This window comes from Streptomyces sp. H27-C3, assembly GCF_030063415.1.
Taxonomy (GTDB): domain Bacteria; phylum Actinomycetota; class Actinomycetes; order Streptomycetales; family Streptomycetaceae; genus Streptomyces.
Window position 1 is genome coordinate 119,267 of record NZ_JASITA010000016.1, and the last position, 15,160, is coordinate 134,426.

Genomic DNA, 15,160 nt, shown 5'->3' on the forward strand with positions numbered 1-15,160 from the left:
GCGGGGGCACTGTCGTCTCCCCCTTGTGCGGGATTACGTAATTACGTAAAGTTGGTGTCATGGAGCTTGAGCAGCGCGTCGCGGAGCTGGAACGACGCATCGTGGCGCTGGAGAGCACGGACCGGGAAGCCGTCGGGAGCGCCCCGGCGGTGGGCCTCGGCGACGAATTCTGGGCGCTCGAAGGGCTCAGGAGGCTGCTCGCCGGGGCCGGGGCGGCCGACGGCGGTGTGCTGTTCACCGGGGCGGTGCGACTGCCGACGGGGGAGCGGTACGAGTGGCAGGAGGGCGCGCTCACCGAAGGCGTCCTCGACACCGACTGGGCACGGGCCGCCGAGTGCTTCGCCGCGCTCGGGAACCCGGTCCGGCTGCGGCTGCTGCGCGAGATCCTCGGAGGTCGGCGCACCGCCGCCGAGCTGACCGAGCTCGACGAGGTCGGCACGACCGGCCAGATCTACCACCACCTGCGCCAACTGACCGGCGCGGGCTGGCTGCACACGGCCACGCGAGGGCGTTACGAGGTGCCCGCGGGCCGGGTGGTGCCGTTGCTGGTGATGCTGGCCGCGGCTGCCTGACAACCCCGTAACCCTGGCGATCAAGGGGGAACCATGACCGCGGCACGTCTGTTCGCGAACCTGTACCGCTGCCTCGCGGTGGCATTCTTCGCACGCGTCGTCGCAGCGGTATTCGCCGACCATCCCTTCGCCCTCTGGTGGGTGGCGCTGCCCCTGCTCGCGGCTTACGACCTCGGGGGCAATAGTGCGCGGGCTCCCGACGCCCTGCGCCTCCGACTCCGCCTCCGACTCCGGCGTTGTCGTCGGTCGACGACGCTCCGCGTCGCCTCCCTCCTCCGCCTTGGACGCGAAGCCGCAGGACGCCGCTCGCTGATCCACGCTCCATGGCCCCCGAGGTCGTTACGCCGTCACCATTGCCCGGGGCCGCATCGCCCACCGCCGCACGGCCGGCCGGGCCGCGGCACCCCGTCGAGGTCGCACAACCGGTCACCGGCCGTTGGCTGGCGCTCAACAGCCCGGCCGACAAGACCCCGAGCCACGGCACGCACCAGTACGGCCAGACCTTCGCGATCGACATCGTGGCCGAGCCGGAGGCCGGGCTGGGTTCCGCCACTCGTCCCGGCTTCGCCTGGTTGCGGCCGGTCGTCCGGCGCCCCGCCGTCTTCCCGGCCTTCGGCGTCCCGCTGCTCGCGGTGCGGGAGGGAACGGTCGTACGGGCCACCGACCGTTAGTGTGACCACCTCAGCCGCAACTCGCTCCCGGCGCTGCTCTACCTCCTGTTCGCCGAGGGGGAGGCGCGGGCCGTCTTCGGCGGCGCGAGCCGGGTCGTGGGTAACCATCTGGTGCTCGATCTGGGCGACGTGACGTACGCCATGTACGCGCATCTTCAACAGGGTTCACTGACCGTCAGTCTCGACGACCGGGTCGAGCGCGGCCAGGTGCCGGCCCGCTGCGGCAACTCCGGCAACACCACCGAACCCCATCGGCACTTCCAGCTGATGGACGGCCCCGACCCGGACACGTCCTACGGCATTCCGTTCACCTGGACCGGCCTCGGAGTCCCGCGCAACGGCGCGCACTTGACGGTGATTCGGCGCCGGTGTCGGACCCAGGAGTTAATGTCGGCTCATGCCTCCGGCCCAGAAGCGCACGCGCCGTTACGACCCCGCGAAGACCCGCGCCGCCGTCCTCGCTCAGATCGACCATGTGCGAGAGGCGTTCCGGGCGCTGACGCCCGAGCAGCTCGCGCTGCCCACGCACCTCGGGGACTGGACGGTCCATGAGCTGGCGGCGCATCTCACGATGGTCGTGGGGACGATCAGCGGCAACCTGGAGGGTCCCGCCCCCCTCAAGCAGGAACTCGCCCTGCTCGAATGGCCGTTCGCGACGGTCAAGCACGCCGGGGACATCGCCGAGGACACCAGGGGCATCGCCGCTTCGGCGCCGGGCCCCGATGCGCTGGTCGAGCTGTTCGACCGGACGGTGGCACGCGTCGTCGAACTGCTGGCGACTGCGCCGGACGACCGGCTCGTCGCGGCCCGCCCCGGCGCGATGCGCCTCGACGACTTCCTGGTCAGCCGCACGGTGGAGCTGATCGTCCACACCGACGACCTGAACCGGGCTGCGGGCCTGACCGTCCCGTTCGACCGCCAGGCGCTGGCGGCCTGCACCCGGCTGCTCGCCGACGCGCTCGCGGTGAAGGCGCCGGGCGGCTCGGTGGAGGTACGGATCCCGCCGTACGCGGTGGTGCAGTGCGTGGAGGGCCCCCGGCACACGCGCGGCACCCCGCCGAACGTGGTCGAGACGGACCCGCTGACGTGGATCCGGCTGGCGACGGGCCGGCTGGGGTGGGCGGAGGCACGGGCCGAGGCGAAGGCCAGCGCGAGCGGGGAGCGGGCGGACCTTTCGCAGCTGCTGCCGATCCTGGGGTAGCGGCCGGTGTCCGTGGGGCTGTTCCCCACCCCGCCCCTTCCCGGCTGTGACACTGTGCGGCTGCCGCCGCGTGGCGGGGGTCGGCCCCGGACCCCGGACGCCCTTCGGGCGTGTCCTCAATCGCCGGACGGGCTGAATTCTTTCCGGGATGCTGCGCCCGGGGGACCGGGGCCGGGGGTCAAGCTGCCCCGGCCCATCTCAGCCGGTCCTGCGTTTGAGGACCGGGACCGGGGCGTTGGGCTGCCCTCGTGTGCTCCCACCCCGCCCATTTCAGCCGTCCGGCGTTTGAGGACCGGGGTTGGGGCGGAGCCCCAGTTCGGGAAGGGGCGGGTAGGGGCAAGCCCCGCGCAGCGGACCTCCGCCCCCAAGTGGAACCGGATCCCCCACTCCCCCCGTCCCATCGCCATGGATATGTCACGCACACGCCTCCCCGCCACTGCCCTGGCCCTCCTCGCCCTGACCGCGACCGCCTGCGGCACGGACACCGGATCGAACGCCGGAAGCGACGGCACGGTAAAGCCGGATCTGGCCGTCACCGGGATCGACTGGGCCGTCGAGAGCGTGACCGTGGACGGCAGGAAGATCCCCGCGCCCGAGGGAACCCGGGTCACGATCGACGACAAGGGGCGCGCCTCCGGCAACAGCGGCTGCAATTCCTTCGGCGCCGAAGCCACCGTCAAGGGCGACACGATCACGGTCGGGACGGTCCAGTCCACGGAGATGGCCTGCGAGAAGGACATCCAGAAGTTCGAGGGCAGCCTGCAGGCGGCCTTCACCGGGAAGCTCAAGGGCAAGGTCGCCGACGACCGCCTGACGCTGACGACGGCGAAGGGCGACAGCATCGCGATGTCGGCCAAGCCTCAGGAGCCCAACGCCAAGCTCACCGAAACCCGGTGGAACGTGGAATCGCTGATCAAGGGCAAGAGCGTCACCTCGCTGCCCTCGGACACGGCGGGCAAGGCGGAGCTGATCTTCGGCAAGGACGGTTCGGTGGGCGGCAGTACCAGCTGCAACAACCTCAGCGGCAAGGCGGCCGTCGCCGGGTCCACCATCACCTTCTCCAAGGTGGCGACGACCCGGAAGATGTGTACGCCGGAAGCCATGCGGACCGAGCGGGAACTGCTCAAGATCCTTGACGGCAGGACGAATTACGAGATCAAGGGATCCACCCTGTCCCTCACCGCCGCCGCCGGCGACGGCCTGGAGGCCAGGGCCGCCAAGCAGAAGTAGCGGCTCAGGGGGCCGGAGCCGGCCCCTCCCGCGGACCCTCCGGCAGCACCTGCCGCGGCACTGAGTGCCGCGGCCAGTCGCCGCCTCTCGGGGAGCCCCCCCATCCGCACCATCACCCCGCCCCGCTTCCGGGGTACCGGCCCAAAGCGGGTGGATCCGGCGCACACTCTCTCGTACCCCGATCCGGACATACCCCGGAACCCTCCGCTCCGCCCCAGGTGAGCGCCCGTCCACGTCCCTAATTCGGACCAGTGGTCGATCTCGCCTACACTTGGTGCCGTGCCTCGTGGTGATGGACGACTCAACCACGACCTGCTCCCCGGAGAGAAAGGCCCCCAGGACGCTTGCGGCGTCTTCGGTGTCTGGGCTCCGGGCGAAGAGGTCGCCAAGCTCACCTATTTCGGACTGTATGCCCTGCAGCACCGTGGACAGGAGTCCGCGGGCATCGCAGTGAGCAACGGGTCTCAGATCCTCGTCTTCAAGGACATGGGACTGGTCTCGCAAGTCTTCGACGAAACATCTCTCAGCTCCCTCCTGGGTCATATCGCGGTGGGCCATGCCCGCTACTCCACCACCGGAGCCTCGGTGTGGGAGAACGCCCAGCCGACCTTCCGTGCCACCGCGCACGGATCGATCGCGCTGGGTCACAACGGCAACCTGGTCAACACGGCGCAGCTCGCCGAGATGGTCGCCGCCCTGCCCAAGGAGAACGGCCGCGCGACGCAGGTCGCCGCCACCAACGACACCGATCTGGTCACCGCACTGCTGGCCGGCCAGACGGACGACGACGGCAAGCCGCTCACCATTGAGGAAGCCGCCGCAAAGGTTCTCCCTCAGGTGATGGGCGCCTTCTCCCTCGTCTTCATGGACGAGGGCACGCTGTACGCGGCCAGGGACCCGCAGGGCATCCGCCCGCTCGTCCTGGGCCGTCTTGAGCGCGGCTGGGTGGTGGCCTCCGAGTCCGCTGCCCTGGACATCTGCGGCGCCGCCTATGTCCGCGAGGTCGAGCCCGGCGAGATGCTGGCCATCGACGAGAACGGACTGCGCACCTCCCGATTCGCGGAAGCGAAGCCCAAGGGGTGTGTCTTCGAGTACGTCTATCTGGCTCGCCCGGACACCGACATCGCCGGCCGGAACGTCTATCTCTCCCGTGTGGAGATGGGCCGCAAGCTCGCCAAGGAAGCCCCGGCGGAAGCCGACCTGGTGATAGCGACACCGGAATCCGGCACGCCGGCCGCCATCGGCTACGCGGAGGCCAGCGGAATTCCGTTCGGCGCCGGACTGGTCAAGAACGCCTACGTCGGCCGGACCTTCATCCAGCCGTCGCAGACGATCCGGCAGCTGGGCATCCGCCTCAAGCTCAACCCGCTCAAGGAAGTCATCCGCGGCAAGCGCCTGGTGGTCGTCGACGACTCGATCGTCCGCGGCAACACCCAGCGCGCCCTGGTCAAGATGCTCCGCGAGGCGGGCGCTGCCGAGATCCACATCAGGATCTCGTCCCCGCCGGTGAAGTGGCCCTGCTTCTTCGGCATCGACTTCGCCACCCGCGCGGAGCTGATCGCCAACGGCATGTCCGTCGACGAGATCGCCACCTCCATGGGTGCGGACTCCCTCTCGTACATCTCCCTCGAAGGGATGATCGAGTCGACCACCATCCCGAAGCCGAATCTCTGCTGTGCCTGCTTCGACGGTGAGTACCCGATGGACCTGCCCGACCCGGAACTGCTCGGTAAGCAGCTCCTGGAGAGCGAGCTGGCAGCAGGCCCGGCCAACACGGCCGCAGCCGAAGCGCTCCGCCGCCCGTAACGCCCCGTTTCCCGACACGAAAGTTCCCAGCGCCATGCCTATTGATCAGGGCACTCCGAACCCGGGCAACAGTGCCAGCTACGCCTCCGCGGGCGTCGACATCGAAGCCGGCGACCGTGCCGTCGAGCTGATGAAGGAGTGGGTGAAGAAGACGCGGCGCCCCGAGGTCCTCGGCGGCCTCGGCGGTTTCGCCGGCCTCTTCGACGCCTCCGCGCTCAAGCGCTACGAGCGTCCGCTGCTCGCCTCCGCCACCGACGGCGTCGGCACGAAGGTCGATCTCGCCCGCAAGATGGGCGTGTACGACACGATCGGCCACGACCTCGTGGGCATGGTCGTGGACGACCTGGTGGTCTGTGGCGCCGAGCCGCTCTTCATGACCGACTACATCTGTGTCGGCAAGGTGCATCCCGAGCGTGTCGCGGCGATCGTCAAGGGCATCGCCGAGGGCTGTGTCCTCGCGGGCTGCGCCCTGGTCGGCGGGGAGACCGCCGAGCACCCGGGTCTGCTCGGTGAGGACGACTTCGATGTCGCGGGGGCCGGCACGGGCGTCGTGGAGTTCGACCAGCTGCTGGGCGCGGACCGTATCCGTAAGGGGGACGCGGTGATCGCCATGGCGTCCTCCGGTCTTCACTCGAACGGGTACTCGCTGGTGCGGCATGTGCTCTTCGACCGGGCCGGCTGGTCGCTGGACCGCGAGGTCGAGGAGTTCGGCCGGACGCTCGGCGAGGAGCTGCTGGAGCCCACCAAGATCTACTCGCTGGACTGCCTGGCCGTCACGCGCGCCGCCCAGGTGCACGCTTTCAGCCACATCACGGGCGGCGGCCTGGCGAACAACCTCGGCCGGGTGATCCCCGACCACCTGCACGCCACGGTGGACCGCTCGACCTGGACCCCCGGCGCGGTCTTCGACCTCGTCGGCAACGCGGGCAACGTCGAGCAGCTGGAGCTTGAGAAGACCCTCAACATGGGCGTCGGCATGATGGCCGTCGTCCCGGAGGAGTCGGTGGACGTGACTCTCTCGGTCCTCGCCGACCGCGGTGTGGACGCCTGGATCGCAGGAGAGATCACCGAGCGGGGCGAGCACCGCGAGGGTGCCACGCTGACCAGCACCTATTCACGCTGAGGACACCTGGAGGCAGCTTGTCGGGAAGCCCCTGACAAGCTGCTGAAGGCATCGTGAACCATGCTCCCCGCGGGAAGCACAGTCCCCCGCGGGGAGCACAGAACCCGGTCCCGGGCTCGCGCCCCGGACCGGGTCAGGTGATCAAGCTGTACGACGTCAAGCGCCGCGACGTTGCGCCGAGGGGCCGGACTGGTCGTCCTCGTCCCCGTCGTCGTTGTACTGCGACGCGTACTGTGCGTACGGGTCGTCTTCTTCGTCGTCGTCCTCGAACGGCTCGCCATTCGGCGGCTGTTGCGAAGTCGAAGCGCCCAGCTCATTGGCCAGACGCGACAGATCTGTCCCGCCGCTGCTGTACTTCAGCTGGCGGGCGACCTTGGTCTGCTTGGCCTTTGCCCGGCCGCGCCCCATGGCTCGACCCCCTCGGTGACGGGGCTCGATGGCCCCAGAGTCTTGACACCCGTTCATGGTTGGGAACGGTCTCTCCTCGGAGAGGCCGGTCCGCAGGACTTCAACGGTACCTGCTTCCGCGGCCATACGGTACGCCGCCCGCATGACATGCCCCGGTGCAGAACCCGCGAGATGCCCCGTACTCGCTGGTCAACCGCGATTTTAACCTCTTATTGAGGGCCGACCCGCCGAGTGGCGTGAGGCATCTCTCGCCACCGTCGGGGCGGCCCCCGCCGAATGTCAGCGTCCGCGCGCCTCGGACATCCGCTGTTCGGCGATCCTGTCGGCCGCCGCGGCCGGAGGAATGCCGTCACTCTTCGCACGTGCGAATATTGCCAGCGTGGTGTCGTAGATCTTCGCGGCCTTCGCCTTGCACCGGTCGAAGTCGAACCCGTGCAGCTCGTCGGCGACCTGGATCACGCCGCCCGCGTTCACGACGTAGTCGGGTGCGTAGAGGATCCCGCGGTCCGCGAGGTCTTTCTCGACGCCCTGGTGTTCGAGCTGGTTGTTGGCCGCTCCGCACACGACCGTGGCGGTGAGCACCGGCACGCTCGCGTCGTTGAGCGCGCCGCCCAGGGCGCACGGCGCGTAGATGTCCAGGCCCTCGACCCTGATCAGCGCCTCGGTGTCGGCGACCGCCGTCACCTGCGGGTGCCGGTCGGTGATGCGGCGCACGGACGCTTCCCGCACATCGGTGATCACGACCTCGGCGCCGTCCTCCAGGAGGTGCTCGACGAGGTGGTGCCCGACCTTGCCGACGCCGGCGACGCCGACCTTGCGGCCGCGCAGCGTCGGGTCGCCCCACAGGTGCTGGGCGCTGGCCCGCATGCCCTGGAAGACGCCGAAGGCGGTCAGTACGGAGGAGTCGCCCGCGCCGCCGTTCTCGGGGGAGCGGCCGGTCGTCCACTGGCATTCGCGCGCGACGACGTCCATGTCCACGACGTACGTGCCGACGTCGCACGCCGTCACATACCGGCCACCGAGGGAGGCTACGCAGCGGCCGTAGGCCAGCAGCAGCTCTTCGGTCTTGATGGTGTCCGGGTCGCCGATGATCACGGCCTTGCCGCCGCCGTGGTCGAGGCCTGCCATGGCGTTCTTGTACGACATCCCGCGCGAGAGGTTCAGGGCGTCGGCGACGGCCTCTTCCTCGGACGCGTACGGGTAGAAGCGGGTGCCGCCGAGGGCCGGGCCCAGGGCGGTGGAGTGGATGGCGATGACGGCTTTGAGGCCGCTGGCGCGGTCCTGGCACAGCACGACCTGTTCGTGGCCGCCCTGTTCCGATCGGAACAGGGTGTGCAGGACGCCGTCGGATGCGTCGGTCACGGTGGTGACTCCCAAGTACGAAGCGGCGGTGCCCTCCTGCGGGTGGGGAGGGCTGATGGGCAAGAGCGTAGAACCTGGCGGGCCGCCGGGTGACCGCAGTGCTCAGGATCACCCTCCGGCGGGGTGCACGTGGGACGATTCCCGTCCGACCCGACCGGACCCGAGCGGACCCGACCCGTTCCGTCCGAACCGTCCGAGTGAGGAGCAGGCGTGGCCCAGGCGCCATCGGTGATCGTCCCGTACGTCTCGTATCTGCGGGTGTACGAACCGCTGGCGGCCTTCCCGGAGCCCGAGCGGGGGTACTGGGCGGGCTACGCGCGGCGCGGGCACCTTCCGACCGCCCAGGACGAGCTGAGGCGTTCCCTGGCCGACCTGCTGCCGACCCCGCCGGTCGCGGTGCCGGTGCACGAGAGTGGCGACGCGTTCGTCGCCGAGCTGGACGGCGTGGTGTGCGTCTGCCCGTGGCGCACCCGTCTGCGGGGCTGGCTGGCCCTTCAGGAGCTTCCCGAGCTGTTTCCCGAGCCGCTGTTGGACGCGGCGCTGCCGCCCGTCGTACGCCGCCAGGCGGCCGCGGACTTCGAGCGGTGGCTGGAGCGCAATCCGGATGCGCGGCCGTGGATCAGGAGCTCCGTGTGGCACGTGCCGGTGAGCTGGTTCGCGCTGTTCGCGGGCGAGGAGCGCACGTACACGAAGGCGCGGGAGGGCTCGGCGCCGACGCTGAGCTACCGGACGCCGATGGCGCAGGCGCGGCGGCGGGTGGCGCGGGCGCTGAAGGCGCTGCGGGAGCTGCTCGGTGACGGCGGCGCGGGCGACGGCGACAGCGCGGGCGAGGGCGAGGGCGGCGTCGAGGTGCTGCTCATCGGGGGCCTGGTGGACCGCCTGGTGGATGTGGGGCGCTGGCTGGAGGAGTTCCACCCCCGGTCGCTGGTCGAGCTCGACTACGGCGGCCTGGTGCACACGGTTCCGGAGGTGCATCTCGCCGATGATGTGTCGGCGGCGGACGTGGCCGAGGGGATCGCGGCGCTGCGGGCGGGTGACGGCGCCGGGGCCGGCGAGGCGTACGAGCGGCTGATGGAGCGTTGGCGGACGGTGCGGGAGCGTCAGTTCGCGAACTGAGTGGCTCGCGGGGAAAGTGCCGGGGTGCCGAAGGGCCGGGACGTAGGTCCTGATCCGGGCCTTTGACTCAAGCGTGACGGACGGCACTTAGCGGGCTCTTGCGCCCATCCCCCATCCTCATGCCAAAATAGGACAAGGAGTCCGGTAGGGGCTCCTTCCGTCCAAGTAAGGGCGGAAATCTCGGCATTGCGCGCTATGGGGGGTCTGACGGCTCCTGATCGCTCTGTGACTGATCGTCACTGTGACGTGACTGTCCGCTATGGCATGGTCCATCGGCTTCGTCGCTGATGAACACCTGGGAGGGCAATTCCATCGGTTTGGCCGACGTGGCTGGACGGATGGTGTAGTTGTAGTGCCGAGGACAAGCCGTTCGTCCTATAACCGACTCGGCCCGCGTCCGCCATTTCGGGCAACGCGGGTCAAGGTGCAGAATTTAGAGGAAAGAACCGTGATGGTTCGGTTCTCCCGAGGAGGCCGCTCATGACCGCTCGCACCCCTGACGCCGAGCCGCTGCTGACCCCGGCTGAGGTCGCCACGATGTTCCGCGTGGACCCTAAGACGGTCACTCGCTGGGCAAAGGCTGGCAAGCTCACGTCCATCCGCACGCTTGGTGGACACCGGCGTTACCGCGAGGCAGAGGTCCGCGCGCTGCTTGCGGGTATTCCGCAGCAGCGCAGCGAGGCCTGAACAACCGCATGACCCGCACAACCCCGTATTGACGGGCATCTTCCGGGCCCCCCAACCCGGAAAGCCCATTTGAGCACCACACGGCAGGAGTCCGCCCCAACGGACTCCACATCCATGCAGCACGGGTGCGCCGTCGATCGCGCTGGACTCCGCCGGGTCCAGCGCGATCTTTTTATGCCCTGAGCCAGGCTCTCCGTCATGTCCTGAGCGCGTCCCGGGCGGTCGCTGTGACCTGCGAAGCGACCTCGCGTCGGCCGGTTCCGGGGGTCCCGCGGACCGTCCCGCGGACGCCTGGCCGCGACCCCGCACCCTCCCGCACCCGACCCTCCGGCGGCCTCCGCAGGCTGGTGCAATTGCACATATTAAATTGACCTGTTGTAGGAGGGGAGTAAGTCGACCCGCTCCCGAAACTCTTTCGGTGACTCCCGTCACACAGCGAAACTCTTGCCAACTCCGAGCCTGCCACTGATGGGTGAGGCTGTGCAGCGCCGTTCGTCACCGGGGCGGGGGACTTTCGTCCCGGGACGGCTCGTGCTCCATGGCGAGCCGCAGGAGGCGGTGGCAGATCGGGCAGTGTCTGGTGAGGTGCCGATAGCCCCACGCGGCCGCCAGATGGGCACGCAGCAGTGCGCGCGTCTCATGCCTGACCCTGACTTCGGATGCCGCCATGCGCCACCTCCGGTGCTGGCCCCCCTGAGGCCCTGTTGTTCTGGGTACCGGCTGGTGGCTGACGGCGTCAAGACGCAAGAAGGCCCGGATCCTTGCGGATCCGGGCCTTCCCTCACTGCTTCACTGCGGTCCTGACGGGATTTGAACCCGCGGCCTCCACCTTGACAGGGTGGCGAGCACTCCAAGCTGCTCCACAGGACCTTGATTCGCTTCGCCGTACTGCGCGGCGCTGCGAAGACAGACTGTACAGCAGGTCAGAGGGTGCGGTCGAACTCGCTCCCGGTGAAGGTTCCGTTACGGCGCCAGGGCGTCGATCGCCTTCATGATCCGCTTGTCGGAGATGGTCTGCGCGGTGCCCAGGGCGTGCGCGAAGTAGCTCACCCGCAGCTCCTCGATCATCCAGCGGACGTCCAGCACCTCCCGCGGAACGGGCCTGCCCTGCGGCATCTGTTCCAGCAGCCAGGCGTACTCGTCCTGCATCTCGTGGACCTTCTCCATGCGCGTCGTGTCGCGCTGCACGGCCGTCGGCATCTGCTGGAGCCGGCGGTCCACCGCGACGAGATAGCGCATCAGGTCGGGCAGCCTGCGCAGCCCCGTCTTCGTGACGAAGCCGGGCGGCACGAGGATCGCCAACTGGTCGCGTACGTCGCTGAGGTTGTTGACCAGGACCAGGCTCGTAGAGGCCTTCAGTCGGCGCTCACAGGCCTGCCAGGCGGCCAGGATCTGCTGCACCTGGTTCACCGTCCGCACGGTCGCGTCCACGAGGTCGGCGCGCACCTTGTCGTACAGCTTCCGGAAGGACTCCTCGTCCCAGGCCGGACCGCCGTGGTCCGCGATCAGCTTGTCGGCGGCGGCCGTCGCGCAGTCCTCGAAGAGCGCCTGGATCGAGCCGTGCGGATTGCGGGACAGTGCCAGCTTGTGCTGGTTGGAGAGCTTGTCCGAGGCGAACTTCGCCGGGTTCACCGGGATGTTGAGCAGGATGAGCCCGCGGGTGCCCCGCCACATCGCCTGCTGCTGCTCCGCCTCGGTGTCGAAGAGGCGTACGGCGACACTCTCACCCAGATCGACCAGCGCCGGATACGCCTTGACCGGTTGCCCCGCCCTGCGGGTCTCGAAGACGCGGCTCAGCGAGCCGATCGTCCAGTCCGTCAGCCCCGTGCGTTCGATGGACTCGCCCGTCGGCCCCGGCGTCGCCGCCGCGGCCTGGGAGAGCGCCTTGCGGGCCTTGGGCCTGAGCGAGAGCCTGAGCGCTTCCAGGTCCTTGTCCTCGGCGAGCTTCTCGCGCCGCTCGTCGATGATCCGGAACGTGATCTTCAAGTGGTCCGGGACCCGGTCCAGATCGAAGTCCTCGCCGGAGACGGGCACCCCGACCATCCGCTTGAGCTCACGCGCCAGCGTCAGCGGCAGCGGCTCCTGGAGGGGCACGGCCCGGTCCAGGAAGGCCCCCGCGTAGTTCGGCGCGGGCACGTAGTGGCGGCGGATCGGCTTGGGCAGGGAGCGGATCAGCTCGGTGACCACTTCCTCGCGCAGGCCGGGGATCTGCCAGTCGAAGCCGTCGGACGTGACCTGGTTGAGGACCTGGAGCGGGATGTGGACGGTCACGCCGTCCGCGTCCGCGCCCGGCTCGAACTGATAGGTCACCCGGAACTTGAGCTTCCCCTGGCGCCAGGAGTCCGGGTAGTCGTCCTTGGAGACGTCCCCGGCCTTCTCGTTGATGAGCATCGAGCGCTCGAAGTCGAGCGCGTCGGGCTCCTCGCGCCGCTTGGTCTTCCACCACGAGTCGAAGTGCGCGCCGGACACGATGTGTTCGGGGATGCGCTGGTCGTAGAAGTCGAAGAGCGTCTCGTCGTCCACCAGGATGTCGCGGCGCCGCGCCCGGTGCTCCAGCTCCTCGACCTCGGTCAGGAGCTTGCGGTTGTCGTGGAAGAACTGGTGCGTGGTGCGCCAGTCGCCCTCGACGAGCGCGTTGCGGATGAAGAGATCACGGCTCGTCTCCGCGTCGATCCGCCCGAAGTTGACCTTGCGCTGGGCGACGATCGGCACGCCGTACAGCGTGACCTTCTCGTACGCCATGACGGCCGCCTGGTCCTTCTCCCAGTGCGGCTCGCTGTACGTGTGCTTGAGCAGATGCCCGGCGATCGGCTCGATCCACTCCGGCTCGACCTTCGCGTTGACCCGCGCCCACAGGCGGGAGGTCTCGACCAGCTCGGCGGACATGATGAAGCGCGGCTGCTTCTTGAAGAGCGACGAGCCGGGGAAGATCGCGAACTTGGCGTTGCGGGCGCCCACGTACTCGTTCTTCTCGGTGTCCTTCAGCCCGATGTGCGACAGCAGACCGGCCAGCAGCGAGGTGTGGACGGCCTGCTCCGGCGCGTCCTCCTCGTTGACATGGATGTCCATCTGCTTGGCGACCGTGCGCAGCTGCGCGTAGATGTCCTGCCATTCGCGAATGCGCAGGAAGTTGAGGTACTCCGTCTTGCACATCCGGCGGAAGTTGGACGAACCGCGTTCCTTCTGCTGCTCGCGGATGTACCGCCACATGTTGAGGAAGGCGAGGAAGTCGCTCGTCTCGTCCTTGAAGCGGGCGTGCTGCTGGTCGGCCTGGGTCTGCTTCTCGGCAGGGCGCTCCCGCGGGTCCTGAATGGAGAGCGCGGCCGCGATCACCATGACTTCGCGTACGCAACCATTTTTGTCGGCCTCGATGACCATCCGGGCCAGCCGCGGGTCGACCGGCAGCTGGGAGAGCTTGCGGCCCAGCCCGGTCAGCCGCTTCTTGGGATCCTTCTGCGCGGGATCCAGCGCGCCGAGCTCCTGGAGGAGCTGGATGCCGTCGCGGATGTTGCGGTGGTCCGGCGGATCGATGAAGGGGAACTTCTCGATCTCGCCCAGGCCGGCCGCGGTCATCTGCAGGATGACCGAGGCCAGGTTCGTACGGAGGATCTCGGGGTCCGTGAACTCCGGACGGGTGACGAAGTCGTCCTCCGAGTAGAGCCGGATGCAGATGCCGTCGGACGTACGGCCGCAGCGGCCCTTGCGCTGGTTGGCGCTGGCCTGGCTGACCCGCTCGATCGGCAGCCGCTGCACCTTCGTGCGATGGCTGTAGCGCGAGATACGGGCGGTGCCGGGGTCGATCACGTACTTGATGCCGGGGACGGTCAGGGACGTCTCGGCCACATTGGTGGCGAGGACGATCCGGCGGCCCGTGTGGCGCTGGAACACGCGGTGCTGCTCGGCGTGCGAGAGGCGCGCGTACAGCGGGAGGACCTCGGTGTGGCGCAGGTTCCGCTTGTTGAGCGCGTCCGCGGTGTCACGGATCTCGCGCTCGCCGGAGAGAAAGACCAGGACATCGCCGGGGCCCTCGTGCTGGAGCTCGTCGACGGCGTCCGCGATCGCGCTGATCTGGTCGCGGTCGACATCGTCGCTGTCGTCTTCGAGAAGCGGCCGGTAGCGGACCTCGACCGGATACGTACGACCGCTGACCTCGACGATCGGGGCATCGCTGAAATGCCGGGAGAAGCGCTGCGGGTCGATCGTCGCCGAGGTGATGACGACCTTGAGATCCGGGCGCTTGGGTAGCAGCCTGGCCAGATAACCGAGCAGGAAGTCGATGTTGAGGGACCGCTCGTGGGCCTCGTCGATGATGATCGTGTCGTACGCGAGCAGCTCGCGGTCCGTCTGGATCTCGGCGAGCAGGATGCCGTCCGTCATCAGCTTGACGAAGGTCGCGTCCCGGTTGACCTGATCGGTGAACCGCACCTTCCAGCCGACCGCCTCACCGAGCGGCGTATCGAGCTCGTCGGCGATGCGCTCGGCGACGGTACGGGCGGCGATACGGCGGGGCTGGGTGTGGCCGATCATGCCCTTCACCCCACGCCCCAGCTCCATACAGATCTTGGGGATCTGCGTGGTCTTGCCGGAGCCGGTCTCGCCCGCGACGATCACGACCTGGTGGTCCCTGATCGCCGCCGCGATGTCGTCCTTGCGCTGGCTGACCGGCAGCTCTTCGGGATACGTGATCTTGGGCATGCGGGCAGCACGCTGCGCCAGCCGGGCGGCGGACTTCCCGGCCTCGGCCGCGATTTCGTCCAGTGCGGCCTGCTGGGCCTCGGGGTTACGGATGCGACGGGCGCCGTCGAGACGGCGGCCGAGCCGGTGGGCGTCGCGGAGCGGCAGCCCTCCGAGCACGGGCTGGAGGTCGGCAAAGGAAGTAGACATACCTGACTCAGGATCTCACCCGCCGCTCACGAGTGGCGAACCCATTTTTCGCGGTGGCCGTTTCGCGTCGGTTTGGACCCGGGACATACGGCCGCCCGCG

General features: G+C 68.9%; 11 protein-coding genes, 1 tRNA gene and 1 pseudogene. 8 read left to right on the top strand and 5 right to left on the bottom strand.

The window, feature by feature from the left end:
- The first annotated feature begins 59 nt into the window (after nucleotides 1-59).
- The 6 genes and pseudogenes from QMK30_RS18290 to purM all read left to right on the top strand — a co-directional run bounded on the left by QMK30_RS18290 (nucleotide 60) and on the right by purM (nucleotide 6,603).
- Nucleotides 60-572: an ArsR/SmtB family transcription factor gene (locus QMK30_RS18290; RefSeq protein WP_283519323.1), complete on the top strand. Its 513-nt coding sequence runs from the start codon at nucleotides 60-62 to the stop codon at nucleotides 570-572.
- 386 nt (nucleotides 573-958) lie between these two features.
- Nucleotides 959-1,585 (top strand): annotated as a pseudogene (locus QMK30_RS18295) (M23 family metallopeptidase); the annotation flags it as partial.
- Between the two features lie 55 nt (nucleotides 1,586-1,640).
- On the top strand, nucleotides 1,641-2,444 hold the full coding sequence (locus QMK30_RS18300; RefSeq protein ID WP_283519325.1) for a maleylpyruvate isomerase family mycothiol-dependent enzyme: 804 nt from the start codon (nucleotides 1,641-1,643) through the stop codon (nucleotides 2,442-2,444).
- Between the two features lie 411 nt (nucleotides 2,445-2,855).
- A complete protein-coding gene (locus QMK30_RS18305; RefSeq protein ID WP_283519327.1) occupies nucleotides 2,856-3,674 on the top strand; it encodes an META domain-containing protein in 819 nt (272 codons plus the stop codon).
- Nucleotides 3,675-3,953: 279 nt separating this feature from the next.
- Nucleotides 3,954-5,480 (top strand): amidophosphoribosyltransferase, encoded by a 1,527-nt coding sequence (gene purF, locus QMK30_RS18310; protein WP_283519329.1) that lies wholly within the window; start codon nucleotides 3,954-3,956, stop codon nucleotides 5,478-5,480.
- Nucleotides 5,481-5,514: 34 nt separating this feature from the next.
- Nucleotides 5,515-6,603, top strand: coding sequence for a phosphoribosylformylglycinamidine cyclo-ligase (purM, locus tag QMK30_RS18315; RefSeq protein WP_283519330.1), 1,089 nt, complete (start codon nucleotides 5,515-5,517; stop codon nucleotides 6,601-6,603).
- 156 nt (nucleotides 6,604-6,759) lie between these two features.
- On the opposite strand, the gene QMK30_RS18320 is transcribed toward purM, so the two are convergent.
- A complete protein-coding gene (locus QMK30_RS18320; RefSeq protein WP_283519331.1) occupies nucleotides 6,760-7,011 on the bottom strand; it encodes a DUF3073 family protein in 252 nt (83 codons plus the stop codon).
- 279 nt (nucleotides 7,012-7,290) lie between these two features.
- Complete coding sequence (locus QMK30_RS18325; protein ID WP_283519332.1) at nucleotides 7,291-8,373, bottom strand: Leu/Phe/Val dehydrogenase; 1,083 nt, start codon at nucleotides 8,371-8,373, stop codon at nucleotides 7,291-7,293.
- 210 nt (nucleotides 8,374-8,583) lie between these two features.
- On the opposite strand from QMK30_RS18325, the gene QMK30_RS18330 reads away from it, so the two are divergent.
- Entirely contained in the window at nucleotides 8,584-9,489 is a 906-nt protein-coding gene (locus QMK30_RS18330) for a DUF8083 family protein (RefSeq protein ID WP_283519334.1), read from the top strand.
- Between the two features lie 480 nt (nucleotides 9,490-9,969).
- On the top strand, nucleotides 9,970-10,176 hold the full coding sequence (gene bldC / locus QMK30_RS18335; RefSeq protein WP_003949541.1) for a developmental transcriptional regulator BldC: 207 nt from the start codon (nucleotides 9,970-9,972) through the stop codon (nucleotides 10,174-10,176).
- 495 nt (nucleotides 10,177-10,671) lie between these two features.
- On the opposite strand, the gene QMK30_RS18340 is transcribed toward bldC, so the two are convergent.
- The 3 genes from QMK30_RS18340 to hrpA form a co-directional block, all read right to left on the bottom strand.
- Complete coding sequence (locus QMK30_RS18340; RefSeq protein WP_283519336.1) at nucleotides 10,672-10,845, bottom strand: DUF6274 family protein; 174 nt, start codon at nucleotides 10,843-10,845, stop codon at nucleotides 10,672-10,674.
- A gap of 126 nt (nucleotides 10,846-10,971) precedes the next feature.
- Nucleotides 10,972-11,046: transfer RNA gene (locus tag QMK30_RS18345), tRNA-Asp, on the bottom strand.
- Nucleotides 11,047-11,139: 93 nt separating this feature from the next.
- Entirely contained in the window at nucleotides 11,140-15,060 is a 3,921-nt protein-coding gene (gene hrpA / locus QMK30_RS18350; RefSeq protein ID WP_283519337.1) for an ATP-dependent RNA helicase HrpA, read from the bottom strand.
- Nucleotides 15,061-15,160: the final 100 nt, after the last annotated feature.

Coding starts and splice junctions, on each gene's coding strand:
- QMK30_RS18290 (WP_283519323.1), top strand. CDS start 60: ATGGAGCTTGAGCAGCGCGTCGCGGAGCTGGAACGACGCATCGTGGCG.
- QMK30_RS18305 (WP_283519327.1), top strand. CDS start 2,856: ATGTCACGCACACGCCTCCCCGCCACTGCCCTGGCCCTCCTCGCCCTG.
- QMK30_RS18320 (WP_283519331.1), bottom strand. CDS start 7,011: ATGGGGCGCGGCCGGGCAAAGGCCAAGCAGACCAAGGTCGCCCGCCAG.
- purM (WP_283519330.1), top strand. CDS start 5,515: ATGCCTATTGATCAGGGCACTCCGAACCCGGGCAACAGTGCCAGCTAC.
- hrpA (WP_283519337.1), bottom strand. CDS start 15,060: ATGTCTACTTCCTTTGCCGACCTCCAGCCCGTGCTCGGAGGGCTGCCG.
- QMK30_RS18300 (WP_283519325.1), top strand. CDS start 1,641: ATGCCTCCGGCCCAGAAGCGCACGCGCCGTTACGACCCCGCGAAGACC.
- QMK30_RS18340 (WP_283519336.1), bottom strand. CDS start 10,845: ATGGCGGCATCCGAAGTCAGGGTCAGGCATGAGACGCGCGCACTGCTG.
- bldC (WP_003949541.1), top strand. CDS start 9,970: ATGACCGCTCGCACCCCTGACGCCGAGCCGCTGCTGACCCCGGCTGAG.